This window comes from Gluconobacter wancherniae NBRC 103581, assembly GCF_007988885.1.
Taxonomy (GTDB): domain Bacteria; phylum Pseudomonadota; class Alphaproteobacteria; order Acetobacterales; family Acetobacteraceae; genus Gluconobacter; species Gluconobacter wancherniae.
Map to the genome: position 1 here is coordinate 1 of NZ_BJUZ01000003.1, position 24,339 is coordinate 24,339.

Here is a 24,339-nt window from a genome sequence, read left to right on the forward strand (position 1 = left end):
TCTGGAGGGGGTCAATGGGAAAATGTCCATTTAGGCAAAAAAGTTCAAAAACCTTGGAAGTTCCTGAACCAGGCTGAGAAAATTCCGATTCCCGTCTCAAGATTCGTTTCTGGTTTCCATCCACTAAGCTTCTGCACAGCCTCCAGAGACGCCCAGGTCGATTCCATATCCGCAGCCGGGCGGGGACGAAACTCTATCTGGGCTTTACGGCCAAGTGTTTCCTCAAGCAGCCCGATAAGGCGTGTCACTTTTTCTGGGTGATCTCCGCCAAGATTGAAAAGCCGCGCCTCACCTGCTTTTGCGGGGTGATCCATAACGGCAAGAACGCCAGAAGTGATGTCATCTATATAAGTGAAGTCACGTGAAAGGCCGGACCCTTCATAAAGCGTGACGGGTTCGCCCGCACATATCGCTTTCGCAAACCCGTAATAGGCCATATCAGGCCTGCCCCACGGGCCATACACCGTGAAAAAACGCAGACCTGTCTGCGGGATTCCATGAAGATGCGCGTATGCCGTCGCCGTGAGTTCGCCCGCTCTTTTGGTGACCGCATAAAGCGAGCCAGGAGCGTCAACCCGATCGGACTCCTTAAAAGGCAAGGATGTGTTCTGACCGTACACTGACGACGATGAGGCATAAATGAAGTGCTCCAGGCTTGGCAGCTTGCGGCAAGCCTCCAGAAGCACGACCTGCCCCATGACGTTTGTATTCACATACGAATAGGGATCGACCAGCGAGTACCGCACCCCCGCCTGCGCTGCGAGATGCACAACAATCCGAATGTCAGGGTTATCAGCCATTAGCCCGTTCATCTGATCACGATCAGAGACATCAGCCTGCTGAAAACTGAACTTCGGCGATACCGTCAGACGTTCCAGTCGGGCTTTTTTGAGCACCGGATCGTAGTAGGCATTGAGCGTATCAATGCCTACTACTTCAATTCCGCGATCAATCAGGGCATGCGCCACATGCGAGCCAATAAAGCCCGCAGCCCCCGTAACGAGAACCTTCACTGCCAGCTTACTGCTTCACATGAGCCAAAACAGGACTGCTAACTTCGTCTCCCACTTCAATCCCCAAAGCCTCTGTAACACCCCCTGCCAGTTCAAGCGTGTTCGCCACCACACCCTGACTACTCAGAATTGCTTCACTCCGCGGAACAGCCTTTTCGGAAATGGCGTGAACATGGTTCGTCGAATCAATGAACACGATATCCAGAGAGACAAGTGTATTACGCATCCACATGTCCGAGTTCTGAGGGCGCGGCCACATGAATAGCATCCCACGGTCATGCGGGAGCGTCGTGCGGAACATCTCGCCGACCTCCTGCTGAGGATAAGTTTTTGCAAGCTCCACCGTGAAATTATGCTTCACGCCATCCTTTGTGGTGATCGTAAGGGGCGCTGTAGGCAATTCCGCCTGAGCCTTGGTGATCGTGTCCGCCGGCTGCGCGTGAACAACTGAACTGAAGGAAAGAGCGGCCACCGCAGCCGAAAGGAAAAACCAACGCATAAAATATCCTCAGCAGAAATTCAGGAAACAGACTTGAAAAAAGGATTGGACCGGCGTTCCTCACCAATGGTCGTAGGCATTCCGTGACCACAGAGCACGACAGTGTCGTCAGGAAGGGTGAAGAGCTCCGCGCGGATGCTGTCAATCAGCGCTTTTGCATCACCATACGCAAAATCCGTCCTACCAACCGTTCCGCGAAAGAGCGTGTCACCTACGATGGCGCGCTTACTGGCGCGATCAATAAAAACGACGTGCCCTGGAGTATGACCCGGAACGTGGGCCACCTCGAATTCATGCCCTAACAAAGAGAGCTTTTCTCCTGCTTCAAGATAACGATCAGGCTCTACATTATACATGCCACCAAGACCGAAAGCTGCAGCCTGATTTTCAATACTTGCCAAAAGGGCAGCATCTCGACGGTCCGGCCCCAAAATAGGAACGTCCGCACCCTGACGAGCAGCAAGCCCTTCTTTCAAAGCAGCAGCGCCGCCCACATGATCCAGATGCCCGTGTGTGAGCAGAATGGCGTCAACATGCGTGGCCTGCAGTTGACGAAGAAGCTCGTCCACATCCCCACCCGGATCTATGACAACCGCATGCCCATTCTGATCAGAGAGAATGGTGCAGTTCTGACGTAGCGGCGTAACGGGCACGGTCTTGGCGCTTAGCGGCATGACGCTCATCCTTCCCAGTGACGATTCGTTGCGTCTCGGGCGATACAGCCTTGAACACGCCATCACAAGTCATCCGAGAGATTGACCCGTTCGGCGGAAAAGACCAGCCTTCCGGCTTTCCATTTCCAGAGAGACCGGATCATGAGCCGTATTCTTCGCACAGACCCTAACCCCATCCTCTCCAAAGCCGTTGAATATCATGGCTTTGTTTTCACACAGGGCGTGGTCTCACGCGACCTGACCCTCGACGCCGAAGGGCAAACCCGTGATATCCTTGCACAGCTCGACGACCTGCTCGAGCTGCATGGAACAGACAACACACGCATCCTGCAGGCTCAGATCTGGCTGAAATCCATTGATGACCGTGAAGCCCTAAACAAGCTTTGGAGCGCCTGGCTACCAGAAGGTTTGGCCCCGGCACGCGCGTGCGTTCAGGCAGTAATGGCTGATTCGCGCATGCTTGTTGAGATCATGCTGATTACGACCAAATAATGGCAGATCAGGGCGAGGGAAAGATTTTCGCAAAAAACGAAAATTTAGCCCTCAGCCCTGCTTTCAGCTCTTGTCAGGGTTGCAAGAAGATTGTTACCTGCATGTGACCCGAACAACACATGTCCAATCAGGATCAAAAAGATCGTGACGCAACAACGCCGCCGGAAATCTTTCCTCTCTGCTTTGGCATTGTCTGCTGTCATGCTCCTGACGGGTCATGCACAGGCCCGACACCTTCGCGCTCATCAGGCTAGGGCCAGTCACCACTCATATTTTTCCCATCACGGTCGCTTCCATTCCAGCGTCCACGTTCTTCAGTGCGTGGCCTTTGCAAAGGAAGCTTCCGAAGTAGTTCTCCACGGAAATGCTCGGGACTGGTGGCATAATGCAGCTGGCATCTACGCACGTGGCACAGCACCGGAAGAGGGTTCAGTTCTGAATTTCCGCGGTATCCGTCGTATGCCTCTCGGCCACGTTGCCGTGGTACGTCAGGTTGCGGATAACCGCACGATCTACATCGACCAGTCTCATTGGGCCTCAAACGGTATCGCCCGTAACGTCAAGGTTGTGGACGTATCTCCCAACAACGACTGGAGCGCAGTTCGCGTCGCTCTGAATGATCGTAGTGGACGCCTTGGCAGCATTTACCCAACCTACGGCTTCATCTACAGCCGCGCCGATGATGGCCGCCAGCCTTCTCAGGTTATGGTTGCACGTGCTGATCGCACCACCATCCACCGCCGCCTGATTTCCCGGAGCGCCAGCCCGCTTAGCAATCCGATGTCCAGCACGGAAGTTGCAGAAGCCCCGGACGATGCTTTCACATCCGATGCCCCCAACCGCTCCATTCGTTAACGTATCACTCGCCAACATGGTTCAATAAAAAAGGCAGGGGTTTCCCCTGCCTTTTTTATTGGCTGAACTGAAAAGACAATCAGTCCGGACGTGTATCGCGATGATACGGGTGGCCTGTATTGATCGCCTGAGCGCGAAAAATCTGCTCTGCGATCATGGTCCGGACCAGCATATGGGGCCACGTCAGCGCCCCCAGAGAAAGAACAGCATCAGCGCGCTCAATCACAGAAGAATCCAGCCCTTCCGCACCACCGATCAAAAAATGAATCGGACGGCCTGAATCCTGCCAACGTTCCATCATTGCCGCAAATTTGAGGCTGCTTAGGGCTTTCCCACCTTCATCAAGCGCTACAACAATCGCGTTATCAGGACACGCCCCCAACAGAGCCGCAGCATCACGGCGCTTCTGCTCAAGGACAGAGCCTTTGGACGGCGGAAGTTCCGTAACCTCCAAAGCTGGCCTCAGCCGTGCAGCATAACGCTCGAAAAGGTCGCGTTCTGGTCCAGATTTAAGACGACCGATAGCGACCAGACGCATTCAGGACTGCTCTTCGTCGCTGCCAACCGCAACTTCTGCTTCAGCCGAATCAATGTCAGATCCCCACATACGCTCAAGCGCATAAAGTTCACGACTTTCCTGCTTGAACAGATGCACCACAATGTCACCGATATCGATCAGGACCCAGTCGCTGCCATTGGTGCCTTCAACCAGAACCCGCTTGAAGCCCTCTTCACCAAGCTTACGCTCGATGTGATGCGCCATCGCAGAAATCTGACGGTCCGACAAACCCGTCGCAATAACCATGCGGTCTGCGAAGCTGGCACGCCCAACAAGATCAAGCGTCACAATGTCCACGGCGCCATCTTCATCGAGGCTAGTGGTCACGATGCCGAGCATCTTTTCCAGAACATCCGGACTGACAGCTTCGCGCTTGGTGCGGGACTTCTTGGGTCCGGCAGCGGCAGCCTTCTTCCGAGGGGTTCCAGGTACCTTCGCCGCTTCGGCCAGAGCCGTATCGGGAGAAGTCGGCTTCCGACGCGTCGTCTTTGCCTTCGGTTCGGTAATGGTGGTCTTGGTGATGGTTTTCACTCCTGATCGGAATCGAGGCAGACCCGCCCTGACTCTCGCAACGCTGTAGCTGATATATCGTTCTGCGGCGCAGAAAGGAACGTCCATGCGCTTCCCTTCTGGCGGAACAGAATCGGGGACTCACGTGAAGGCCGTCGCTGCGCCCTTAATGCCGAAGCCGCTGCCCCATGCAAAGCAGGTGTGACACTGCCAGGACGTGGCAGGACAGCAATGGGGACGAGCCGCGCCAGTCTTCTCCAGTTTTTCCACCGGGAGAACTGCGCCAGCCCATCAGCCCCCATAAGCCAGACAAAGCTTGCGTTTGGGAAACGCTGCTTCAGCATCGCAACCGTCTGGGCTGTGTAACGCTGCTTCAGACGAAATTCTATGTCCGTGGCCAGAATATGCCGCCCATCTGAAAGACGCTGTGCCGAGGCGAGGCGCGCCCGAAAAGGGCCCATTCCAGCCTTGGGCTTTAGCGGATTCCCGGGCGAAACCATCAACCAGACCTGATCGAGACGCAATGAACGCAAGGCGCGTCGCGCAAGCTGAAGATGTCCCTCATGGGCGGGGTTGAACGACCCGCCCAGAAGCCCGATCCGCATGCGCCGTCCATCACCGAATGTCGGGATGGTATTCAGCCGCGCACCTGTCCGGTACCAATTACTTCGTAATGATAGGTGGTCAGTTGCTCGAGCCCAACCGGACCGCGGGCATGCATCTTGCCGGTGGCAATGCCGATCTCGGCACCAAAACCGAATTCGCCCCCATCGCAGAACTGCGTGGATGCATTCCACATCACTACAGCGCTATCCGTTCCATTCAGGAACTGCATCGCCACAACCTCATCTTCTGCGATGATGGCTTCTGTATGGGCACTACCGTGCTGGGCGACGTGCTCCAGAGCCTGCTCCACACCGTCCACCACAGCGATCGACAGCACCGAATCAAGCCACTCGGTATCAAAATCCACAGCATCTGCGAGCGGAAGAGACGGAATAATTTCGCGCGCTTTGGCATCCGCACGAAAAGCACAGCCCTTGGCCGCCAGGTCCTGCACCAGAACAGGCAGAAGCGAAGGGGCGATGGCAGAATCGATCAGCAGCGTTTCCGTAGCACCACAGATACCAGTACGCCGCATCTTGGCATCCAGTAGAATCCTGCGAGCCATATCTGGCTTAGCACTGGCGTGAACATAGGTATGGCAAAGGCCATCCGCATGGGAAAGGACAGGCACCCGCGCCTCTCGCTGCACACGCTCCACAAGCGCACGCCCCCCACGTGGTATGATCAGGTCCACGCCACCAGATGCCTGTAGCAAAGCGCCAACAAGATCACGATCCGCCGAAGGCATGATCTGCACACATGCCTCATCCAGCCCCGCAGCCCTAAGACCATCAGCCATAGCCGCATGAATGGCACGTGCGGAGTTCAAGCTCTCACCACCACCACGCAGAATCACTGCATTCCCGGACTTGATACACAGCGCGGCCGCATCCGCCCCAACGTTCGGACGACTTTCGTAAATCATGCCGATCACGCCAAGCGGCACGGCCACACGACGAAAATGCAAACCATTCGGGCGCGTCCACTGCGCCAGAACCCGCCCCAGAGGGTCTGGGAGAGCAATAACCTCTTCCAAGCCCTTGGCCATCGCTTCAACCCGCTCCGAAGTGAGCGTCAGGCGATCACGAAACGCAGCATTACGATCTGCGGACAGCCCCGCCAAATCACGCGCGTTCGCTGCAACGATCTCATCTGTTCGTACACGCAACGCTTTAGCCGCCGCAAGAAGCGCATTGTTTCGCACACCCTCGTCAGCGCGAGCGAGACCACGGGCCGCACGACGCGCAGCGTCAGTCAAACCCTTGAGAAGGATTGTCGCGTCAGACATTGAACCGGAACAACAGGACGTCTCCATCTTGCACCACATATTCTTTGCCTTCGATGCGAAGCTTACCCGCTTCCTTAGCGCCTGCTTCGCCGTTGAAAGCGATGTAGTCTTCATAAGCCACGGTCTCACAGGCAATGAAGCCACGCTCGAAATCGTTATGGATCACGGCAGCTGCCTGTGGGGCCTTGGTGCCCGCGGTAATCGTCCAGGCACGTGTTTCCTTGGGGCCAACCGTGAAATACGTTTTCAGGCCAAGCAGACTGTACCCCGCCGCAATCACACGATCCAGACCGCTATCACTCAGACCGAGTCCTTCAAGGAAATCCTTGCGGTCTTCCTGGGGAAGCTGGCTGACCTCTGCCTCGATGGCCGCGGACACAATCACAACGCCAGCACCTTCTGCCGCTGCACGCTTGCGAACAGCTTCAGAATGCACGTTACCTGTCGCAGCAGCGCCTTCCTCGACATTGCAGACATACAGGACCGGCTTGGTGGTCATCAGTTGCAAACGGGAAGCCTCAAGCTCCATCCCCTTCGGCACTGCAGTGCGCGCGGGCTTTCCCTCACGAAGGGCCGCCATGAGCGGGTCCATGATTTCAAGCAACGCCTGCGCTTCACGGTCATTTCCACGTGCGCGCTTCTGCAGGCTGATCTGGCGCTTTTCCAAGCTCTCCAGATCCGCAAGCATCAGCTCAGTCTCAATGATTTCCGCATCGCGAACCGGGTCAACGCCACCTTCGACATGCGTGATGTCGTCATCCTCAAAGCAACGCAGAACATGGATGATGGCATCCACTTCACGAATATTGCCCAAAAACTGGTTGCCCAGACCTTCGCCACGCGAAGCGCCCCGTACCAGACCAGCGATATCCACAAACTCCAGACTCGTAGGCAGGATTTTCTGGGATTTGCCAACATGCGCCAGCTTTTCCAAGCGCGGGTCCGGCACACCCACACGCCCGGTATTTGGCTCGATGGTGCAGAACGGATAATTCGCAGCCTGCGCTGCCGCGGTCTCCGTCAGCGCATTAAACAGCGTGGACTTGCCGACATTGGGCAGACCGACGATGCCGCAGTTGAAACCCATCCGTACTCTCCATATTCAGGCCCGCGCACAAAGCAGGAGCCATACGCGTAAATTCGTTGCCCTGTGTTTGCAGAAACCGCGCTTCACGACAACCATCACAACGTCAGGAAGACGCTTTATCTCCTGCTATTCCGGCAAGTTCCTGCAAGGCCTGCACGTGAGAGCAAAAAGCGCGTCGTCCCTCCTTTGTCAGAACGAGCCATGTGCGCTGCCGTCCACCTAACGCTGCCTTGCGCAGACGCACATATCCGGCCTCCTGCATCTGGGCGAGATGTTTGGAAAGAACAGAATCACTGACCGCCAGCATATCCCGTGCCGTGCCAAATTCCATATCGTTGACCGACGCCAGAAGTGCCGCAAGCTGAAGGCGGACCGGCGGATGGATAACCGGATCAAATAGCGGAAGCGTGCTCACAAGGTGCGCTTCATATCAGCCACATATGCACGCTGCCAGACACCACACCCATAAAAACCCATCGCTACGGCCATCAATGCCGCAGGATAGGTGACCCAGCCCGGCACAATATGAAACCTTGCGAGCGCCGATACGGCCATAAGAGCATAAACCATCAGAACTATCGCCACGGCGACCCTGCGAGTGGAGCCCTCACGATACCCGCTGACAAAAAAGCCACGCTTGCGCCGCCCCATCACATACAGAAACGCGCCTCCCGCTGCGGCTACAGACTCAAGAAGATACATCCAGAAAATCGGCAGGTTCATAGCCATCACAATTGCCCCCATGCAGAGCCCAATTCCCGCCCTCTCCCACCATGCCTGTTTCATATGCCCCGCCATCTGCTGCCGGGTATGCTCCAGCGCTTCCAGTTGCTGTGCTGCCTCAAACCTCGGGTCATTCATTTTATTGACTTTCCATATTGGAAAATGATGATCATGACTTTCCAATATGGAAAGAGAATCGCATCATGACCATTATTCTGCCCGTATGGATAGCTTTCCTGCTTGCAGCCTGCGCCATCCGCGCCAGAAAAAGCGCCCGAGAGTGGCAGAATTTTAAAGCCACACACCAGACCAGAGAACGTCAGCGCTTCTATCGCCGCTGGCTATTGGAGGGCGTCGTTCTGCTGGATTTCGGCAGCATCATTACTATTGTCCTGCTCCACGAAAAAACCTCATCATGGCCATATCTGACTTTGCCTCTTTCAGGCCAACTCGTTCCAGAAATCGAAATTTCAGGTGCCTTCGTAGCCGGCCTGCTATCGGGCCTGGCAATCTTGCTTCTGGGCCTCTGGCTGAACTTCAAATTTCGCCAAAAGAGCCTCAACGTGACTTTGGGTGATTTCGAAAGTCTCATCCCGCGAACGCGCAAGGAAGCAGGCTTAGCACTCCTGCTCTGCCTCAACGCGGGCATCGGAGAAGAGCTGTTTTTCCGCTTCGCTCTACCACTTCTGATTGCCCGGTTTTCCAGCAGCCTGATTGCAGGGGCCATCGCCTCGACAGCCCTCTTCGGACTGATGCACTGGTATCAGGGCTGCAAAGGAATACTGGCAACGACGTTTCTGGGCGCAGTCTTCATGACCCGCGCATTACACGGCACTTCTCTGCCTGCCCTGATGGTAGTCCACGCATTAATCGATATTTTTGGACTATTCGTCCGACCCGCCGTTTCGGGGAAGTTCAGCCGACGAGCAGCGCAACCTTCGTCATGAAGGCCTCATTCTCGCCTTTTGCCAAAAGAGGCGCGGCATCGGCGATGGACTCCAGCCAACGCTCAAGCTCGGATTCTTCTGCCTTGGCAAAATTACCCAGCACATGACCATGCACCCGGTCCTTGTGGCCAGGGTGACCGATCCCCATCCGCACGCGCCAATAATCCGGCCCCGGAAGAGAACGATCCATGGAGCGTAGCCCATTATGACCTGCCGCACCGCCGCCGCGCTTTATGCGCAGTTTGCCAAAGGCAAGATCAAGTTCGTCATGGAAAACGATAATATCGGCCTGCGCAATTTTGAAAAAATGCGCCGCCTGCTGAACGCTGTCGCCGGACAGGTTCATGTATGTCATCGGCTTGAGGAGGAGGATTTTCTCCCCCCCCAGCATACCCTCGGAAGTCTCCCCCCGAAAGCGCTTCCGCCACGGCGAAAAGCCATGACGTCTGGCAATTTCATCAACCGCCATGAAGCCAATATTGTGTCGATGACGGCTCATCCCCGGCTCGGGATTGCCGAGGCCGGCGATGAGCCTCATGACTTACTTCTTCTTTGCGCCCGGCTTTGCATTTGCCAGTGCAGCAGCAGCAGCCTTGGCAGCAGCTTCAGCTTCCATTTCTGCATCGACGGTCGGCGCAGCAACGGATGCGATCACGAAGTTCGGGATCTTCAGCGTCGGCACAATACCGGCTGTGCCTTCAAGATCATCCCAACGCACGTTGTCATGGATGTCGAGTTTGCTCAGATCAACCGTGAAGTGCTCAGGAATGTTCTCGGGGTCAACCAGAACGTCCACGGAGTGACGAACAATGTTCAGCACGCCGCCACGCTTGATGCCAGGAGCCTTTTCTTCGCCCGTGAACTCGATGGCGACCTGAACGTGAACCTTTACACCAGCGGAGAGGCGCTGAAAGTCAACGTGGATCGGGGCATCGCTCACCGGGTGCAGCTGCACGTCACGCAGCAGAGCCGTCACGGCACCGCCTTCGAGATCGAGGCTGTACAGACGGGACTGCCAGCCACCGCGGTGAAGTTCTTTCATCACGACGCGCGGGTCGATCGAAATGATGGAGGGTTCCTGCTTACCGCCGTAAATTACTGCTGGTACCAGGCCCTCACGTCTCGTAGCGCGCGCTGCCCCCTTACCAGCCTTCGCGCGCGGGGAGACAGCGAGTGTCGTCAGATTAGCCACTTTACGCTCCTGCGTATTGGAATTTCGTTACCACACAGACCTCCAGGGGTGCCTGCGCGAGGGGCGGCATTAGCGGAAAACCGCCACAAACACAACAGCCCGCGAGAATGGGGCCCATAAGACACCAGCACAAACATCACATTTTCGCGCGATTAAAGGCTGCGACAAGAATTCGGCTGGAAACAAAAAATAATTCGCGCAATGTGACGTGAAATTTCCTCCAAAGGACTTCGCGTGCACATAAATCATCCCTTCCCCACAAGAGCAGAAGCCCACAAATCTCTGGGGACGGGCACATCAAATACTATAAACTTATTTTTAATATTTCATAAATCAACAACTCCTCTTTCACAACATTCCTCCGGGACTAACAGAGTCTTCTTAATGCCAAGCAATCCCTGGCATGCAATCCCCACTACCAGACACTTCATGTCAGCTACCTCAATCCGAACATTCTGCGAATCCAGTCTCTCCTTTGCCCATGCCACAAATTCGGGGAGCGTCTCTGCATGACCTTCGAACTCGACAGAAGGCGCTTTCTTGGCGCCACACTCAGCGCCGCCATCATAGCCCTTCAATCGCCGGGAAAGGCTTTTGCCGCCACCGATGCTGACGCTTTCATGGCCGTCTCCCGTGCCGCAATCGGCCCGCAACAGCACCTGAACCCGACCATCGCCCGACGCCTTCAGGAAACCATGGCTGAACATCTTCAGGGATTTGGAGCAGCCCTCACCAGACTGGAGCCCCTCGCCCGCCAGAATGCGGATACAGACGCTCTTGGCAAAGCAGCAGAAGAAGCAGGCCTGCACGATACCCTGCGGGCAATCATCGCAGCCTGGTATACAGGCTCCATTTCAAACACCATGAATGCCCCGATGGTCGCCTATTACGAGGCGCTCATGTACCGGCCCGTCGCGGATGCACTTCCGGTGCCAACCTACTGTTTCGGTGTGCCAGGATGGTGGACTGCTACTCCTCCGGCTCTCGGCATTTCCCCCATTCCCACCGCAGCACCGCCAAAAACCTCACAGGCCCCGGCGCAGGGCGCTGCTCCCCTTCCTGCCCACCCGCTACCCAATACACCGACCGGGAAACTCTGAACCATGTCCGATTCCACGTCCCTCTCCGACCTTTCTGCCGACGTCGTCATCGTAGGCAGTGGCGTCGTCGGTGGCATGATCGCCGACCAGATGGTTCAGGCAGGTCGCTCCGTCATCGTGCTGGAAGCCGGCATGCGGCGTCCACGCGGCGAATTCGTTGAGAAATGGCGAGACATGTCGTTTTTCAACCGGCGCCACTCCGACTTTCAGGGCCTGTATCCGCAATCTCCAAAAGCGCCCGCGCCTCTTTATTTCCCACCCAACAATTATGTTGGTCTGAGCGGCCCGGACGGAAGCGCCTATCAGCAGGGTTACCTCCGGATCGTCGGCGGTACGACATGGCATTGGGCAGCCTCATGCTGGCGGCATCTGCCAGAAGATTTTCAGATGAAGTCCCTGTTCGGCGTTGGGCGCGACTGGCCGATCTCCTATGACGATCTGGAGCCCTATTATCAGCGTGCCGAAGAGGAAATGGGCGTCTCAGGCCCGCATGATCCGCACCTCCAGTCTCCGGACCGGCGCAGTAAGCCATATCCGCGGGACATGATACCATTCGGATATGGTGATCGCCGCGTGTCGGAGATCCTCAATCCACATGGCTTCAATGTCGTCCCCATTCCACAAGGACGCAGCATTCAACCATACGGCGATCGCCCGGGCTGTTGCGGCAACAATAACTGCCAGCCCATCTGCCCGATTGGCGCCATGTATAATGGCATCCAGCACATTGAACGCGCAGAAGCCCGTGGCGCACGGATCATCGCAGAGGCGGTCGTCTACTCCGCCGATACAGACGAAAACAACAATATCACAGCGGTGCATTGGTACGATTCACAGCACAATAGCCACCGCGTAACCGGCAAGGCGTTTGTCTTCGCCTGTAACGGCATCGAAACACCCCGTCTGCTGCTCCTCGCTGCCAACAGCCGCAACCCGAATGGTCTGGCCAATTCGTCCGATCAGGTGGGACGCAACATGATGGACCACTCCGGCATCCACGCCACCTTCCTTGCCAGCGAACCGCTCTGGTTCGGTCGTGGCCCGGCGCAGAGCAGTTGCATCGTGGGCGCCCGTAACGGCGATTTCCGCGCACGATACTCTGCAAACAAAATGATTCTGAACAATATCAGCCGCGTAGCACCCGCAACGGAACAGGCCCTCGCGCTTGGTCTTTCAGGTCAGGCGCTGGACGACGAGATCCGCCGCCGGGCAGCCTGTGGCGTTGATCTTTCCATCAGCCTTGAGCCCCTCCCCGATCCCGCCAACCGCCTGACAATCAGCAAAACCCGTAAAGACCCGATGGGGCTTGGATGCCCCGATATCCATTATGACGTGGGAGACTACGTCCGGAATGGAACACAGGCCGCGGTGGACCAGATCCACCAGATTTCTGCGTTGCTGGGTGGGCAGGAACTAGAAATCAACACCAAGTTCAACGCCAACAATCACATCATGGGCGGCGCGATCATGGGTAAGGATCCAAAAGATTCCGTCACCAATGGCGAATGCCGGGCACATGATCACGCAAACCTCTGGCTGCCCGGCGGTGCGACCATGCCATCAGCCAGCGTCGTGAACACAACACTAAGCATGGCAGCTCTTGGCCTTCGCGCGGCCGATTCCATCAAGAGGTTTTTCGCATGAAATGCGCGCACCTGCTGGCGAGCGCTCTCGCCTTTCCCTTGCTACTGTCAGTCGCGCAAGCCTCAACAACGCAAGACGCACAGAACGCTCATCAGGACACACAATCTCCTGTTCTGAAGGCACAAACACCCGACAAGCCGCCCGGCACCATTCCAGAACATAAACCAGCGCCTGTCTCCGGGCGCGATAACGGCCCCGTCTCGGCCAAAACCCCCGTCCCTGGCCCGACACAGTCTCCCGATCAGCAGCCAACGGCGATTGCACCTCATACTCCCGCGCCAGTCGCAGAAATGCACGGCGAAGATGCTCTCATCGCCCGTGGCCACTATCTGGCCATAGCCGCAGACTGCGCCGCCTGCCACACCAATCCCTATGGTGGAAAAGCCTATGCCGGCGGATATGGCATCGCGTCCCCACTTGGTACGATTTACTCGACAAACATCACGCCCTCAAAAAGCGACGGCATCGGCACCTACACCCTGAAACAGTTCACGGCTGCGCTGCGAGACGGCATCCGGGGCGATGGAGCACATCTCTATCCCGCAATGCCCTACACGTCCTACACACACCTGTCAGACGTCGATGTCCGCGCGCTTTATGAATATTTCATGCATGGCGTGCAGCCAGTAAACCACAAGCCACCCGTAACACATCTGCCTTTCCCATTTGGCATCCGTGCGTCGATGGCGTTCTGGAATCTGCTTTATCTGGATCATAGTCCTCTCAAAGCGCCCGCCAACGCTTCTGATGAGGTTCGCCGTGGCCAATACCTCACAATCGCCCTCGCCCATTGCGACACATGCCACACACCACGCGGACAGCTGATGGCCGAAAAGAGCAGCCGTCCTTTTGCCGGTGCTTCGCTTGCCTCCTGGTACGCACCCAACATCACCAACGGCCCAGCAGGCATCGCGGACTGGTCCGACAATGATCTGTTCCAGTATCTCAAAACAGGGGACGTTCCAGGGCGTTCTCAGGCTGCGGGACCAATGGCCGAAGCCGTGGAACACAGCTTCCAGTATCTAAGCGACACTGACCTGCACGACATTGTCTCGTATGTCCGTACACTGGAAGCGCTGCCCGATCAGGGTCAGACATTGGCTCGGGACAGCTTCGGGAAACCAAGTGATCGCGAAGCTGCGCTTCGTGGTCTTCCCATGCAGGACCATGGAGAATGGATCTACCAAAGCGAATGCGCCGCCTGCCACCGCCCCGACGGAAAGGGCAGCCCGGATCATTATTATCCACAGCTTTTCCATAACAGCGTCACGGGCGCGAATACGCCCACCAACCTGATCGCAGCCATCCTTCTGGGTGTGGACCGCACCGTTGATGGAAAACGCGTCTACATGCCAGGCTTCGGCCCCGGCTCCTTCGTACAGACACTGTCTGACCACGATGTTGCAGACGTCGCAAATTATGTGCTCAGGCAGTTTGGCAACACCAGCGCATCTGTCACGCCCGCCGATGTAGCTCTCGTGCGATCGGGCGGCCCCAAACCCCTCATCGCACGCCTCGGACCATTCATTGCCCCAGCGATGGGCGTAGGCGGCGTTGCAGTCGTGCTCATTGCTGCTCTGCTCCTCCTGCGTCGACGTAAACGCAGCATCTGACTGGACCTGACGGGGAGGAGGCGGATAGGATTTCCATTCCCTCCCCGCAACATCAGGTCCGCACGCCGCATGAGCATCAATGCCCGTATCGAACGGCTGCCCTTTACCCATTTCCACCGCAAACTGCTGCTTCTGGGTGGCTTAGGATACACGTTCGACGGGTTGGATTCCGCAATCGTCGCTTTTGTTTTGCCGGTCCTGAAAGCAGACTGGCACCTCTCAGGCCCCGGCGTGGGGTTTCTAGGCAGCGCGACCTATCTCGGATACGGCCTGGGCGCCCTACTCTCAGGCTCCATCGGAGACCGTTTCGGTCGCCGCCGGGTTATGATGAGCGCATTGCTCCTCTATGCAATTGGCTCCCTGCTCTCGGCCATCACAGCATCCTACACGGCCTTCTTCATCTGCCGCGTCATTGCCGGAACAGGCGCCGGAGCAGAAGCCACGATCATCGCACCATATCTCAGCGAGTTTGTTGCCGCCCAATACCGGGGCGCATTTACCGCAGCCCTCACAGGTTTCTACTCATTCGGATATGTGATCGCAGCGATCCTCGGATATGAGCTGATCCCAACACAAACGGATGGATGGCGCTGGGCCCTCGCCCTGACGGGTCTGCCCATCCTGATGCTGCTATGGTGGCGGCATGCACTCCCGGAGTCACCGCGCTGGCTTGACCGGCGTGGACGCACCCGCGAAGCCTGTGCGATCGTGGGTGGAATTGAGCGTATGGCAGGCCTTGAGCCGGGCCTTAGCCTTCCATCCACACAACACCTCCAGACCCTACACCCCGCATCTGACCTGCTCCGTAAACCTCTGCGCCGCTCTACCCTTATGAGCTGGGTCATGTGGCTTACCATCACATTCAGCTTCTATGCGTTCTTCACGTGGATCCCGACCCTCATGATCGAACGCGGCATGACCATCACCCGGAGCTTCGGATATTCCATCTCCATCGCCGCAGCGCAGCTTCCGGGATATCTCTGTGCCGCATTATGCACCGAGAGACTTGGCAGACGCGGGACCGTCGCGGGATTTATGCTTCTGGGCGGCCTGAGCGCTATCGTCATGGCAGCAAGCCGGACATCAGGTGAAGTCCTGCTCTGTGGTATCGCGCTGTCCTTTTTCATGAACGGCACGTTCGGCGGCATTTACGCATATACGCCTGAACTCTTTCCCACGGATCTCCGGGCCCGCGGCATGGGAATCGCATCCGCCATCGCACGGCTCGGAGCAATCGCATCTCCGGTCATGATCGGATGGATCTACCCTCATGCTGGCTTCCCCGGTGTTTTCGGCCTGACGACTGTTATTTTACTAACCGGTGCACTGACCGTCCTACTCTTTGGTCCCCGCACCGAAAACCGCCCGCTCGATGCCGAAGTAGCCTCTCCGTAAGAATTTCCAGGCTTTGTCGCATAAATGGTGCGCGGAAATTCCGATTTTTACCTTGAGTTTGTGAGCTGGTCGCGGCGAGTAAAACGGAGGCGCGAAGCAAAGGCCCACGCTATATGAGATTTGTTTATCCGCTGAAGGATGGTTTCACGTGAAACCATCCCCCGTGTCCCTGAAAACAGATTTTTAGCCAAAGCAAACAGTTTTATAATCAAAACCGATAAAGCCTTTATGGTTGTGTAACTGTTTTTTGATGGCCTCCATTGACACATCAAGATATGAATTAGACATATTTTGACATGGAGCGTGCAATTGTCCCTCCCGGATTTTTTCTGCCTGCATTCACGGACCAACCGCCAACGCGCCCTGCTTCTACTGGGCACAACCTGCGGGCTGACATTGCTCTCCACACCGGCTTTTGCGTCCGAAGACGACGTCATCACCCGAATGGAAAAGGAAATGTCACGCCTTCAGGAAGCGCAGGCACACGTCCAGCAGGAGCAGAAGGAAATCAATCATGATATGGCAATTATCCGCGCGGAACTTATCCGCCATCGTAGAGCAGCAACTCCATCACAAGCCCTGAACACAAGCGCCAGCAAAACGGTAAAATCTGCTCCAATCTCCCGAATAACTCAGAAAACAGCCCACGCATTCCCCGTTCCGTCAGGATCAGACGAAACGAAAACAGTGTCTCTCCAGAGCAATCACACGCCCACCGTTCTGGAGCCGTTCGTAGTAGGAACACCCCATTCCGCAACGGCCCGGCGCGACGAGGTCAGCCTTTCTCCTACCGGTAAATCTCTGGTAGATATCGGCCCCAGCAGCCAGCTCGCCGTGGTCGGGCGACGTTCGGAAGATATTAGCAGCCGCTTTGCTGAAAACGGCGTCGGCCCTCATTCGCGTGAAACAGTAGGCGCACAGGCAGCTGGTGCACTGGGCGACCATGGCGTTTTCCATTTCGGACCCGTATCGATTATCCTTGGCGGCTTCGTGGATACTTCCGCCGTTCTTGAAAACCGCCACGTGGCGTCCGGAACGTTCAACTACTGGCAGGACATGCCGTATCCGAACGAGCCACGCTATCACACCAATAATTTTGACGGCAGCGCGCGCTACAGCCGCCTTTCGCTCATGGCACGGGGCAATATTGATCCTGAGCGCGTCATTTCAGGATTTTTCGAATCAGATTTTGGCGCAGGCGCCGTCACAACAGACCCATATGAAAGCAACAGCTACTCATTCCGCCTCAGACAGGCCTACCTGTCCTATGACGATAACCGGAACGGCCTGCATTTTTTGGGTGGTCAGGCCTGGAGCCTCCTGACACCGGGCCGTATCGGTATCGTGCCCCGTCAGGAAAGCCTGCCTGAAACCATTGAAGCATCAATGCTCGCAGGCCAGACCTGGGCGCGACAGTGGCAGGTTCGAGCGGTGAAAGACTTTCTTCATCGTCGCCTCTGGGCGGGCCTCTCGATTGAGAACCCGGCAACCCTGTATGACACCACAGGCTTCACCAATAACAACGGCTCAGTAGCACTGCCAAATGGCGGCACGGCGACCATCGGTGAAAATGGCGTTGGACTGACAAACGACACAACGAATTTCTCCAATGAAATCTCGCCCGACGTCATCGGCAAGCTCGCCTACGATCCACGATGGGGTCACTACGAAGTCGAAGGCATCCTGCATTTCCCCCATGACCGCGTGACGATTGGCCACACCGGGCACAATAATACCGCCATCGCAGGCGGAGGTGGTGGATCAATGATCCTGCCCCTCATCCCCAGCAAACTCGAAATCAGGCTTGGTGGCCTCGCGGGCTGGGGCGTGAACCGCTACGGATCTGCGCTACTTCCCGACGCCACTCTGAACGCTCAGGGTGCCCCCGCGCCACTCTTTGGAGTGCAGGCGCAGGCCGGCGTGATTGCACACCCCAACCAACGGATCGACGTCTACGGATATTTCGGCACCCAGCGCGTCGGAAAATCCTCTTTCAGCGTCAATGGTACACCCTATGGGTATGGAAACACCGGCTACTCGAACGCAGGCTGCTTGCAGGAGCTGTCTTCCCTGAGCTGCACAGCCAATACCCGCGCCGTCTCGGAAATTACGGTCGGCGCATGGTGGCGCTTCTTCAAGGGGCGCTTCGGAACAGTCGAAGGTGGCACACAACTCGCCTATTCACGTCGGGAAATCTGGTCCGGCATCGGGGGAGACCCCCATACGAGCATGAGCCAGATCTTCTTCGATTTCCGTTATCTGCCCTTCCAGTAACCTCCCCTTACGGAACAGAAAGATAATCCCCGCGGCACTCTCAGGCAGTGGGGCGAATAGCGGAAATCTGGTGGCCAATATGGCCGCCGCCCGCGAGTGTCCTCCGACGATGGCTGAAGAAACGCTGATCCGTCAGTGTATCCACACCTATCACGTCCACCTGATCCACGCCGGCACGACGCAATCGGGCAGCGCAATACCCCGGCAAATCAAAGTAAAAATGCCCGCTCCGATCAGCCGGCCTGAAAAATGCGCCTGCTCCTGAATCCTGCGCCATGACAGCGGCCCGCATATCCGGACCGACCTCATAGCTCTCCGGGCCGATACACGGCCCTACAGCCGCCACGATATTCAGTGCGCCAAGTGCCCGCATTCGGCTCACAACAGATTCAAGAATACCACCAGCTGCCCCGCGCCACCCGGCATGCGCCGCTCCAACAACCCGCCCATCGTTGCCAGACAGAAGGATCGGGCCGCAATCCGCGGTAATCACACCAATCCCAACATCGGGGCGATCCGTCACCAACGCATCTCCATCCTGACCTTTTCCCATTGGCCAGAGCGGCATGTCAGCAATCACCGGCACCGTCGTATCGCTGTGGGTCTGCTTCAACCCCATAAGATTTTCCGGCAAAATACCTATTTCACGAGCCACCCGCGCCCGATTTTCCCGAACATGCTCCAGATCATCCAAAGACGACAAAGAACAGTTCAGACTGTCAAATGGTGCGGGAGAAACTCCACCAAGGCGGGTAAAAAAGCCATGCGGAACAGCGAGAGCACCAGAGCGCAAAACCCACTCAGGCATGCGCACGCGCCCGACGCGGGTTTTTGAGGGCATAGATCATAAGACCGATACCCGCCATTGCCATAGGAATGCAGAGTATCTGGCCCATCGTCACGCCACCTGACAGAAACCCGATATTTGCGTCTGGCTGCCGGAAAAATTCGCAGAAACTGCGGGCGCACGCGTACCCGAACAAGAACAGCCCCGACAGAAATCCAAAATGTTCTCGCAATCGCGGACGTGTGGCCGAAAAGAGCATAACAGTCAGCAACACCACCCCCTCAGTCAACGCTTCATAAAGCTCTGACGGATGGCGCGCGATCGGGCCACCTGTGGGGAAAACCATGGCCCAGGGCAAATCAGGAGATGCCGCGCGCCCCCAAAGCTCACCGTTCACAAAGTTCGCGCAGCGACCAAGCCCCAGACCAATCGGCACCACAGGCACGATACGATCTGAAAAAGCCAGGAAATTCAGCTTCTTTTTCCATGAGAACAAGGCCAGAGCGATGATGACGCCTAAAGCACCACCATGGAAGGACATGCCGCCGTCCCATGTTTTCAGGATTTCCAACGGATTCGAAAGATAATCCAGCGGCCGATAGAACAACACATAACCAAGGCGCCCCCCCACAAGTACACCAAGAATGGCGTAAAACAGGAAGTCATCCACCTGCTCGCCCGTCGCAACTTCCGGGGAGAGGCGGCAAAGCCGCTTGGCAATCGGCAGGGCAATGATGAAGGACACCATATAGGCGAGCGCATACCAGCGCACCGCCAGAGGGCCGACGTGAAAAGCAACCGGATCAAAGCCCGGGAACATGAGAGGATGGCTCAAAGGTTAGGCTCCGGACGGGAAAGATAGTCACGCACATACATGCCAATTCCGTCTTCAAGAGACGTGAACGGCGCATCATAGCCCGCATCACGCAATTGGCTCATATCCGCACATGTATAGGACTGATACTGCCCTTTCAGACTCTGCGGCATATCAATGAATTCAACATCGCGACCACGTCCAGCCGCATCGCATACGGCGTGCGCCAGATCCAGATAGGTCCGTGCAACACCCGTACCACAATTGAAAAGCCCACTTACCGAAGGATTATCAAAAAGCCAGAGCATGATCTTCACGATATCTCCCACCCAGATGAAGTCACGCTTCTGCGCTCCATCTGCCAGACCGGGGATATCGGAACGAAACAGCCTAGCCGAATGACCTTTGACAACCTCATCGTATTTGACCTTCACCACCGAGATCATAGACCCCTTGTGATATTCGTTCGGGCCATACACGTTGAAAAACTTCAACCCGGCCCATTGGCGCGGCGCAGCCTCACCTTCAACAAGCGTGCGCTTCACCCAGAGATCAAATGCCTGCTTGGACCAGCCATACAGGTTAAGCGGGCGAAGATGGTCGATACCCTCAAGGCCATCAACAAACAGGTCCGGACGATCCGCTCCGCCATAGGTCGCAGCGGAGGACGCATAAATCATCCTGACATCACGTGCCGCACACCACCGCCACAAAAACTGTGAAAGCGCGACATTCGTGGACCAGACAAGATCGCCATCACGCGCAGTCGTTGCGCTGATCGCTCCCATATGAAACACGGCCTCAACATTGGGCTCGCTTTCCAGAAAAGCGGGCAGATCCTCCGGAGCGATGAGCATATCCGGGGCATGAGCCGCGAGATTGCGCCATTTCAGGCCATCGCGAAGGCGATCCACCACAACTGTCTGCAAACCGCGCCTGCGGAGTGCAGCATGAAGACACGAACCAATGAATCCGGCGCCGCCGGTGACGATGATCATGGTTACTGTATAGTCTGCTAACAAACACGATCCAAGCGACGCGCCACACGCGAAACGCCGCATATCAGCAGGAGCTTACCCCATGTCCGACAGACCCCGTTTCTTTGACGATATTGCAGGACTGGCAGGAAACGCATTTTCCGCCGTTACCGGCGCACGTGAAGAACTTCATTCCATCATCCGTACCCGCGTAGATGAAATCCTGGGCGCCCTTGAGCTGGTTCGCCGCGATGAATTCGACGCGGTTCAGGAAATGGCCACGCGCGCGCGCATCGGTCAGGCCGAAACAGAAGCACGCCTCACGGCCCTCGAATCGCGTCTCGCAACCCTCGAAGGCCTGACAGAAGAAGAAAAAGGCGGCCCCCAAGGCTGAACATTACACTTTTGCGCGTAATACTTGCGTAGGTGCAAAAGGCTCCATAACGTGGTGGAGACCAGAAGGGTTCGCCCTTCTGGTTCGCAGACATCTGGAGCGCCGCACCGGCGTGACCGGTGCCGGGCTCTATGGCCTTGGGAGAACCGCCATGCCTGCCCTGATCACCTCACCGACCCACGAAGCAGAAGCGCACGCACTCGATCTCATGGAACAGGTCATCGGCCTGTATGAATGGGAGTGCGAACGCCTTGGCCCATCAGAAATGGCCGCACAAGCCCCTGGCCAGTGGTGCGATTACAACCTTTTCTTCACATGGTCTGATGAGCTCTGCGCGCTGAACCTGACATGCGCGCTCGACTTGCGCTCTCCTGCCAATCACAGAACCGCCATTCACGAACTCGTGGCGCTGGCAAACAACCGTTTGTGGGTGGGCCATTTTTCCGTGGAACCCGAAACAGGCATCCCGTCCTTTCGCCACACCCTACTGATGCGGGGTGTCCAAACGCTTCCTGGTGAAAGCATGGAAGACCTGATCGACATCACTCTTTCTGAATGTGAGCGCTTCTATCCTGCGTTTCAGTTCGCGCTCTGGGGCGGAAAGTCACCACAGGACGCTCTGGACGCCGCGATGCTGGATTGCGCAGGAGACGCCTGAACTTGCCTAAAAACTCCTCCATTCTTCTGGTTGGCTGTGGAAAGTTGGGGGGCGCGCTACTTGATGGCTGGCTCGCCTCCCCTACACCGCCTCGCCTCGTCGTTCTTGATCGCCATCGGACAAATGAAGACCCTGACTACACAACAGTCAGGGTCGCTTCAGAAATTCCCACAGATTTTCAACCCGACATCATTGTGCTGGCCGTAAAACCCGCAGCGGCAGACGCGATCATTACCGAGCTCTGCATCACACTTGGTCAGCGTCTCTCAAGATCTGCATTTCTTTCAGTCATGGCGGGAAGAACCTGTGATGGGCTTGCGGCAGCTGCCCGAAGTGCCGGGATAAACAACGCACCAGTCATCCGCGCCATGCCAAACACACCTTCCGCTATCGGTGCAGGAACCAGCGGCTTTTACGTTCCTCCTACTGCGACCGAGCGTCAGCATACGCTCTGTCATGACCTTCTTTGTGCAGTCGGTGATGTCGTGCGCGTTGAACACGAGGCTGACCTTGCCGCTGTTACAGCCATTTCCGGTTCTGGCCCGGCTTATGTATTCCTCTTGGCCGAACTTTTGGAAGAAGCCGGCATAAAACACGGCCTTCCAGCACCTGTCGCACGCCGCCTGGCACGGGGAACCGTGTATGGGGCCGGCCGCATGTTGGATGACTGCCCCGAAGATGCATCAGCACTCCGTAAGGCAGTCACAAGCCCAAAAGGCACAACAGCCGCCGCACTCGATGTCCTGATGTCGCCGGATGCGTGGCCCACAAGTATCTCCAAAGCCATTGACGCAGCAGCCAGACGAGCAGAAGAACTCGCTGGTTAACGCTTTCCAGGCAACAGGGAACTGTACGACAGGGAAACCCTTAGCACTCTGGAAAGAATGATATCGACAGGAGACCGGCATGGAACCCGCTACGGACACATCGGAAGACCCGTATTTTACTGACGACGGACTGTCCGACAGCATCGCGCCGGAGACAGACAGCGACGCCTTGGACATCGCATTCCTGCAATCCTCATTCACCCTCGCCGCACGCGATGGGTGGAGCAGGTTTTCTCTGGTAGAGGCCGCAAAAAATGCTGGCCTACCATTGGAAGTCGTGCGGACCCATTATCCGCTAAAATCCATGCTTCTTCTGCGCCTCGGCCGCTTGGCAGACGAGAGTGCCCTCCGGGATGATGGAGCTGGCACACTGCGTGAGCATTTGTTCGATCTGCTGATGCGACGGCTCGATGTCTTTCAGGACTATCGTGAGGGCCTTCGCGCCGTAATGCATGCAGTCCCCTATGACCCGGCACTCGGCGCGATCCTGACAGGAGCCACTTTGGACAGCATCCGCTGGGTCGCCGACGCAGCGGGACTAGACTGCACTGGCTTGGGCGGAGTCTGGAGAATCAACGCACTGGGCGCCGTATGGGGGCACGCCCTGCGCGCGTGGGAAAAAGATGAGAGCCCGGATCTGGGAAGCACGATGGCTGCCCTCGATACAGCGCTAAACAAAGCGGAGCGTTTCGGTATCCTAAAAGCCTCCGCACGGCGCAAACTCGAAGACGCCACACGCTCTTCCGGACTCCCAGATCACGAACTTGAACTAGAATCCTGACTTAACATCTTTACGAACACCTCAGCTTCGGATTAGAACCCAACTCAGGCCACTCTTTCACGGGAGACTGGCCTGATGCTGGGGCGTAGCCAAGCGGTAAGGCAGCGGATTTTGATTCCGCCATGCGGAGGTTCGAATCCTCCCGCCCCAGCCAAATCTCATAAAACTTTACAACTTCTGCTTTAATCTGGGACTCGCCTTGAAGCGGACCGTCTGACCAGCCTGAACGGTGACCGTAGCGCCCGTTCTAGGATTGAGAGCCTGCCTTTCCTTTGTCTCGCATACGGCAAATGTTCCGAATGACGGCAGTGTAAAACTCCCTTCTTCTTTCAATTCTTCTACGATTGCTGACATCAGGTCTTTGACAGCCTTGTGCGCAGCAACACCTGTACAGTCGAGTGAATCCTGCAGGACAGCCGCTAAAAATGCCTTACTCATGAGTACGCACCTTCCACCACGAGATGGCTCTCTCCCCAAAAATCACCAATTTCCGCGATCTATTGGAATGCCAAAACAGATGACCTGACAATCGTAGAGCGCTACCGAGAGTGCTTCAACACACCCCCTATCTGTCAAGTTAGTTTGGAAAACAGTTTCCAATGGAATTTCATGAACCAAAACCGATTTCAC

Annotated in this window: 28 protein-coding genes and 1 tRNA gene; 13 read left to right on the forward strand and 16 right to left on the reverse strand. The window is 56.5% G+C overall.

Features of this window, described 5'->3' with window-relative positions; genetic code table 11:
• Nucleotides 1-44 precede the first annotated feature (44 nt).
• The 3 genes from GWA01_RS10695 to GWA01_RS10705 are packed head-to-tail and all read right to left on the reverse strand — an operon-like array spanning nucleotide 45 to nucleotide 2,186.
• Entirely contained in the window at nucleotides 45-1,013 is a 969-nt protein-coding gene (locus tag GWA01_RS10695; protein ID WP_146797834.1) for an SDR family NAD(P)-dependent oxidoreductase, read from the reverse strand.
• 7 nt (nucleotides 1,014-1,020) lie between these two features.
• Nucleotides 1,021-1,512 (reverse strand): DUF192 domain-containing protein, encoded by a 492-nt coding sequence (locus GWA01_RS10700; protein ID WP_146797836.1) that lies wholly within the window; start codon nucleotides 1,510-1,512, stop codon nucleotides 1,021-1,023.
• Between the two features lie 20 nt (nucleotides 1,513-1,532).
• Nucleotides 1,533-2,186: an MBL fold metallo-hydrolase gene (locus GWA01_RS10705; protein WP_146797838.1), complete on the reverse strand. Its 654-nt coding sequence runs from the start codon at nucleotides 2,184-2,186 to the stop codon at nucleotides 1,533-1,535.
• Nucleotides 2,187-2,327: 141 nt separating this feature from the next.
• Here GWA01_RS10705 and GWA01_RS10710 point away from each other — a divergent pair, with 141 nt between their 5' ends.
• Both GWA01_RS10710 and GWA01_RS10715 read left to right on the forward strand, forming a co-directional pair.
• Nucleotides 2,328-2,678 (forward strand): RidA family protein, encoded by a 351-nt coding sequence (locus tag GWA01_RS10710; protein ID WP_146797840.1) that lies wholly within the window; start codon nucleotides 2,328-2,330, stop codon nucleotides 2,676-2,678.
• A 144-nt stretch (nucleotides 2,679-2,822) separates the two neighbouring features.
• Nucleotides 2,823-3,533: a CHAP domain-containing protein gene (locus GWA01_RS10715; RefSeq protein WP_146797842.1), complete on the forward strand. Its 711-nt coding sequence runs from the start codon at nucleotides 2,823-2,825 to the stop codon at nucleotides 3,531-3,533.
• 79 nt (nucleotides 3,534-3,612) lie between these two features.
• Here GWA01_RS10715 and GWA01_RS10720 read toward each other — a convergent pair whose 3' ends face one another.
• From GWA01_RS10720 to GWA01_RS10750, 7 genes are all read right to left on the reverse strand, one after another.
• Nucleotides 3,613-4,071, reverse strand: coding sequence for a 23S rRNA (pseudouridine(1915)-N(3))-methyltransferase RlmH (locus GWA01_RS10720; protein ID WP_146797844.1), 459 nt, complete (start codon nucleotides 4,069-4,071; stop codon nucleotides 3,613-3,615).
• The gene (gene rsfS / locus GWA01_RS10725) at nucleotides 4,072-4,542 is read right to left on the reverse strand and encodes a ribosome silencing factor (protein ID WP_228118603.1); all 471 of its coding nucleotides are present in this window, start codon (nucleotides 4,540-4,542) and stop codon (nucleotides 4,072-4,074) included.
• 77 nt (nucleotides 4,543-4,619) lie between these two features.
• On the reverse strand, nucleotides 4,620-5,207 hold the full coding sequence (locus tag GWA01_RS10730) for a nicotinate-nucleotide adenylyltransferase (protein WP_229316078.1): 588 nt from the start codon (nucleotides 5,205-5,207) through the stop codon (nucleotides 4,620-4,622).
• Between the two features lie 32 nt (nucleotides 5,208-5,239).
• Nucleotides 5,240-6,496 carry a glutamate-5-semialdehyde dehydrogenase gene (locus GWA01_RS10735; RefSeq protein ID WP_146797848.1) on the reverse strand — a complete coding sequence of 419 codons (1,257 nt, stop codon included), beginning with the start codon at nucleotides 6,494-6,496 and terminating at the stop codon, nucleotides 5,240-5,242.
• Nucleotides 6,489-7,583, reverse strand: a complete 1,095-nt coding sequence (gene ychF / locus GWA01_RS10740) for a redox-regulated ATPase YchF (RefSeq protein WP_146797850.1) — start codon at nucleotides 7,581-7,583, stop codon at nucleotides 6,489-6,491. The genes GWA01_RS10735 and ychF overlap by 8 nt, the downstream gene beginning before the upstream one ends.
• A 103-nt stretch (nucleotides 7,584-7,686) precedes the next feature.
• A complete protein-coding gene (locus GWA01_RS10745) occupies nucleotides 7,687-7,998 on the reverse strand; it encodes a transcriptional regulator (protein ID WP_146797853.1) in 312 nt (103 codons plus the stop codon).
• Nucleotides 7,995-8,444: a hypothetical protein gene (locus tag GWA01_RS10750; RefSeq protein WP_146797855.1), complete on the reverse strand. Its 450-nt coding sequence runs from the start codon at nucleotides 8,442-8,444 to the stop codon at nucleotides 7,995-7,997. The genes GWA01_RS10745 and GWA01_RS10750 overlap by 4 nt, the downstream gene beginning before the upstream one ends.
• Before the next feature lie 65 nt (nucleotides 8,445-8,509).
• Here GWA01_RS10750 and GWA01_RS13275 point away from each other — a divergent pair, with 65 nt between their 5' ends.
• On the forward strand, nucleotides 8,510-9,253 hold the full coding sequence (locus GWA01_RS13275; protein ID WP_228118590.1) for a CPBP family intramembrane glutamic endopeptidase: 744 nt from the start codon (nucleotides 8,510-8,512) through the stop codon (nucleotides 9,251-9,253).
• On the opposite strand, the gene pth is transcribed toward GWA01_RS13275, so the two are convergent.
• Together pth and GWA01_RS10765 are read right to left on the reverse strand one after the other, a co-directional pair.
• Nucleotides 9,222-9,791 carry an aminoacyl-tRNA hydrolase gene (gene pth, locus GWA01_RS10760; protein ID WP_146797857.1) on the reverse strand — a complete coding sequence of 190 codons (570 nt, stop codon included), beginning with the start codon at nucleotides 9,789-9,791 and terminating at the stop codon, nucleotides 9,222-9,224. The genes GWA01_RS13275 and pth overlap by 32 nt on opposite strands.
• 3 nt (nucleotides 9,792-9,794) lie before the next feature.
• On the reverse strand, nucleotides 9,795-10,445 hold the full coding sequence (locus tag GWA01_RS10765) for a 50S ribosomal protein L25/general stress protein Ctc (RefSeq protein WP_146797859.1): 651 nt from the start codon (nucleotides 10,443-10,445) through the stop codon (nucleotides 9,795-9,797).
• 509 nt (nucleotides 10,446-10,954) lie between these two features.
• Here GWA01_RS10765 and GWA01_RS10770 point away from each other — a divergent pair.
• The 5 genes from GWA01_RS10770 (at nucleotide 10,955) to GWA01_RS10790 (ending at nucleotide 18,471) form a co-directional block, all read left to right on the forward strand.
• Entirely contained in the window at nucleotides 10,955-11,545 is a 591-nt protein-coding gene (locus tag GWA01_RS10770) for a sugar dehydrogenase complex small subunit (RefSeq protein ID WP_146797861.1), read from the forward strand.
• A gap of 3 nt (nucleotides 11,546-11,548) precedes the next feature.
• Complete coding sequence (locus GWA01_RS10775; RefSeq protein ID WP_146797863.1) at nucleotides 11,549-13,189, forward strand: GMC family oxidoreductase; 1,641 nt, start codon at nucleotides 11,549-11,551, stop codon at nucleotides 13,187-13,189.
• Nucleotides 13,186-14,802 (forward strand): c-type cytochrome, encoded by a 1,617-nt coding sequence (locus GWA01_RS10780; RefSeq protein ID WP_228118591.1) that lies wholly within the window; start codon nucleotides 13,186-13,188, stop codon nucleotides 14,800-14,802. The genes GWA01_RS10775 and GWA01_RS10780 overlap by 4 nt, the downstream gene beginning before the upstream one ends.
• A 69-nt stretch (nucleotides 14,803-14,871) precedes the next feature.
• Complete coding sequence (locus GWA01_RS10785; protein ID WP_146797865.1) at nucleotides 14,872-16,197, forward strand: MFS transporter; 1,326 nt, start codon at nucleotides 14,872-14,874, stop codon at nucleotides 16,195-16,197.
• A gap of 309 nt (nucleotides 16,198-16,506) precedes the next feature.
• Complete coding sequence (locus GWA01_RS10790; protein ID WP_146797867.1) at nucleotides 16,507-18,471, forward strand: hypothetical protein; 1,965 nt, start codon at nucleotides 16,507-16,509, stop codon at nucleotides 18,469-18,471.
• 40 nt (nucleotides 18,472-18,511) lie between these two features.
• Here the strand turns inward: GWA01_RS10790 and pgeF are convergent, their stop codons facing one another.
• The 3 genes from pgeF to rfaD are packed head-to-tail and all read right to left on the reverse strand — an operon-like array spanning nucleotide 18,512 to nucleotide 21,070.
• Nucleotides 18,512-19,279 (reverse strand): peptidoglycan editing factor PgeF, encoded by a 768-nt coding sequence (pgeF, locus tag GWA01_RS10795; RefSeq protein ID WP_146797869.1) that lies wholly within the window; start codon nucleotides 19,277-19,279, stop codon nucleotides 18,512-18,514.
• On the reverse strand, nucleotides 19,272-20,078 hold the full coding sequence (lgt, locus tag GWA01_RS10800; RefSeq protein WP_146798228.1) for a prolipoprotein diacylglyceryl transferase: 807 nt from the start codon (nucleotides 20,076-20,078) through the stop codon (nucleotides 19,272-19,274). The genes pgeF and lgt overlap by 8 nt, the downstream gene beginning before the upstream one ends.
• Before the next feature lie 11 nt (nucleotides 20,079-20,089).
• Nucleotides 20,090-21,070 (reverse strand): ADP-glyceromanno-heptose 6-epimerase, encoded by a 981-nt coding sequence (rfaD, locus tag GWA01_RS10805; RefSeq protein WP_146797872.1) that lies wholly within the window; start codon nucleotides 21,068-21,070, stop codon nucleotides 20,090-20,092.
• Nucleotides 21,071-21,152: 82 nt separating this feature from the next.
• Between rfaD and GWA01_RS10810 the strand changes: the two genes are divergently transcribed.
• The 5 genes from GWA01_RS10810 (at nucleotide 21,153) to GWA01_RS10830 (ending at nucleotide 23,863) form a co-directional block, all read left to right on the forward strand.
• Nucleotides 21,153-21,443, forward strand: a complete 291-nt coding sequence (locus tag GWA01_RS10810; RefSeq protein WP_146797874.1) for an accessory factor UbiK family protein — start codon at nucleotides 21,153-21,155, stop codon at nucleotides 21,441-21,443.
• Between the two features lie 151 nt (nucleotides 21,444-21,594).
• Nucleotides 21,595-22,101 (forward strand): type III secretion system chaperone family protein, encoded by a 507-nt coding sequence (locus tag GWA01_RS10815; RefSeq protein WP_146797876.1) that lies wholly within the window; start codon nucleotides 21,595-21,597, stop codon nucleotides 22,099-22,101.
• A gap of 2 nt (nucleotides 22,102-22,103) precedes the next feature.
• Nucleotides 22,104-22,928 (forward strand): pyrroline-5-carboxylate reductase, encoded by an 825-nt coding sequence (gene proC / locus GWA01_RS10820; protein WP_146797878.1) that lies wholly within the window; start codon nucleotides 22,104-22,106, stop codon nucleotides 22,926-22,928.
• Between the two features lie 79 nt (nucleotides 22,929-23,007).
• On the forward strand, nucleotides 23,008-23,709 hold the full coding sequence (locus tag GWA01_RS10825) for a TetR family transcriptional regulator (protein ID WP_146797880.1): 702 nt from the start codon (nucleotides 23,008-23,010) through the stop codon (nucleotides 23,707-23,709).
• 79 nt (nucleotides 23,710-23,788) lie between these two features.
• Nucleotides 23,789-23,863, forward strand: a tRNA-Gln gene (locus GWA01_RS10830).
• Between the two features lie 14 nt (nucleotides 23,864-23,877).
• Here GWA01_RS10830 and GWA01_RS10835 read toward each other — a convergent pair.
• The gene (locus GWA01_RS10835; protein ID WP_146797882.1) at nucleotides 23,878-24,147 is read right to left on the reverse strand and encodes an HU family DNA-binding protein; all 270 of its coding nucleotides are present in this window, start codon (nucleotides 24,145-24,147) and stop codon (nucleotides 23,878-23,880) included.
• Between the last annotated feature and the right edge of the window lie 192 nt (nucleotides 24,148-24,339).